The following is a 2,436-nucleotide window of genomic DNA, read 5'->3' as shown; positions in this document are numbered from 1 at the left end:
GTTTACTAAAAACAGGAAAGAAAGCCCAAAATAAACTTATTCAATCCCCATAGAAAAACAGTGTAGGTTTGGAAGTTGAGCTCAACAGAAGCTCTAATGAACCGCGCCCTTAGCGCGCATCATTAGAGCTTAGATGTTGTGCAACGTTTTTTTTATTCAAATTGATATTTTTTTATCATTTATGCAATTGTCTTAAAAAGCTTTGTTCTTTGATTGTGCTCTTAATAATTATAGCAATAACAAAAGCAAGAGAAAGAAAACCTGAAATTAGAATGTAAGTGTAAAACCCTTTTGAAAAGTAATCTTTAAAGTAAGGTAGTAGCAAATAAAATCCAAATATATAAACTGCAATACAGATGGGTGTAATAACAAAGTTTATCATTTGTCGAGCTTTATAATACTTTTTCAGATAGGCAAAGTAAGATTTTTGAGCCATTGAGATTAGTTGTTTTTCTTTGCGATATAACGAATAGAATTCCAAGATAATTCGTAATGTAAGACTTGAAATCATAAGAATTAAACCTAGATTAAAGGTGTTCCATTGACTAAATGCATAATAAAAAGCATAGATTATTAACACTATCACTGTTAACGACATAATAGTGATGCTGATATATTGACTGTTACGTTGCTTCTTTGCTTTTGTAATTATTTCTTTGGGATTAAAGTTTGATATATCATTAGTTTGAATATCCCATAATTTATTTAAGTTATCATTTTCCATTTGTAATACATTTTAAAAGTGATTTTCGAATACGACTCAAGCGCGTTCTTAATGTTCCGTGTGCTAAACCAACGGTGTCTGCAATAGTAGTTTGTGGTATGTTTTCTAGCTCTAATAATATCAATGCTTTATTTTGCTCATTTAGTTGGTCAATACAGTGATACATTTTTTTGATGTTTTTTTCATCATCTTTTTTGTTGTCATCATAGCTACTATTTGACAATAAGTCTTCATTAATAGTGATGCTTTTTCTTGATTTACGTAAATCACCTAGACAAACATTTACTGCAATTCTATAAATCCAAGTGTCAATAGACGACTTTCCTTTAAATGAGTTTCTATGTTTCCAAACTTCTATAAAAGTCTCCTGATGCCATTCTTTTGCAAGCTCATTATTTCCTGATGCATATCCTAAACACAACCTGTGGACTTTAGAAGCGTGTATATTATAGATGTTAGTGAATTCTTGTTCTGTAATCATTAATTAGATGATAATATCGTTTGCATTTGTTTTAAAAACCATTCGGGTTTGTCAAGCATTATAAAATGGGCACTATCTTCCGCTATAATAAAATTGTAATCTTTTAAATTTGCATATTGATTTTTATAAGTTTGTTTAACCATTTCCTCACCATATGGTTGTGACGCTGCAATTATAGTAACTGGAATCGAAATGTTTTTTAAATTTTCTCTAAGGTCTAATTTAAGGTAATCTGTATATCCATAAACATATGTTTTTCGGTCAGATTCTAGTATCCAGTTCTTGATTTTTTCTTGAGCTGATTCTTTAAGACTCATACTTTTCGACATTGCTGTGGCAGTTTGCTCAAAGGCTACATCATCCATTGCTAGTTGTTGATTGTTATATGGACTTTCATAAATCAAGTTTTCAGGGTTGAAATTAGGAATCATTAATGCTCCAGAAGCAGGAAGCGCATCAATTAGTATTATTTTAGAAAGTTTTAATTCGTTTTGTGCAGCAAGCCAAGTGGCAATTGTTCCGCCCAGACTGTGACCAATTATGGTAGCATTTTGTAAATCATTTTCTAATATATATTTTTTTATAGACTCGTTGACTTTAGGTAACCAAGGGAATTCAATTGGTTCTGTTCCTCCAAAACCAGCTAATGTTACTATGTGGCATTCGTAGTTCTTTTCAAGTTTCTTTACTAGTGGATTCCAAATGTCTCCAGGAACTGTAAATCCAGGAATTAATACTATTGGTTTACCTTTTCCTGTAACTTCTACACTGATAGGCTGACTTTCATTTTTTGCATAAATAGATAAAGAAAATACGAATGAGACGAATAATAAAATAAGATTTTTCATTGGCTTTAAGTTTTGATTTCCCTTTAGATGCGGAAATCAAAAAATGTTACTTATTATTTCAAAAGTGAGATAAAATAAGGTCAATTTATTCTACGATAATGGTTGGTCTAAATGTTGCACAACGTTTTGCGGCTACACGCAGGCAGGGATTTTTACCACTGAACTTCCTACGAAGAACTGAACTTCAAATATACCACTTTCCTGTCCTACGAAGCACGAAACCCCTGCTTGCGTGTAGGTGCTGTGTGTGCCCAGTATGGGCATCTGGTATCGAAGATACCATATTATTCCAGAGGGTGCAAGTCCCTTACAGGCGAGTTGGTGAAGCCTGTTAGTAAGCCGCAAGCTGGTTTTCCGTGAGGAATGCAGTGAAGAAAGCGGGA

At 32.8% G+C, this 2,436-nt stretch carries 3 protein-coding genes; all 3 read right to left on the bottom strand.

The annotated features are described in order from the left end of the window. Nucleotides 1-175: 175 nt before the first annotated feature. From VFM92_RS08405 to VFM92_RS08395, 3 genes are read right to left on the bottom strand one after another with little or no spacing between them, the layout of a single operon-like run. Complete coding sequence (locus VFM92_RS08405) at nt 176-724, bottom strand: hypothetical protein (protein WP_325121764.1); 549 nt, start codon at nt 722-724, stop codon at nt 176-178. Further along, the gene (locus VFM92_RS08400) at nt 714-1,205 is read right to left on the bottom strand and encodes a sigma-70 family RNA polymerase sigma factor (RefSeq protein ID WP_325121763.1); all 492 of its coding nucleotides are present in this window, start codon (nt 1,203-1,205) and stop codon (nt 714-716) included. The genes VFM92_RS08405 and VFM92_RS08400 overlap by 11 nt, the downstream gene beginning before the upstream one ends. Further along, nucleotides 1,205-2,053 carry an alpha/beta hydrolase gene (locus VFM92_RS08395; RefSeq protein WP_325121762.1) on the bottom strand — a complete coding sequence of 283 codons (849 nt, stop codon included), beginning with the start codon at nt 2,051-2,053 and terminating at the stop codon, nt 1,205-1,207. Before VFM92_RS08395 ends, VFM92_RS08400 begins: the two co-directional genes overlap by 1 nt. Between the last annotated feature and the right edge of the window lie 383 nt (nt 2,054-2,436).

The sequence above is a fragment of the Marivirga sp. genome, from assembly GCF_035704835.1.
In the GTDB taxonomy this organism is placed as follows: domain Bacteria; phylum Bacteroidota; class Bacteroidia; order Cytophagales; family Cyclobacteriaceae; genus Marivirga.
Note: the sequence above shows the minus strand (reverse complement) of the source record. Positions and strands in the feature narration are given on the sequence as shown.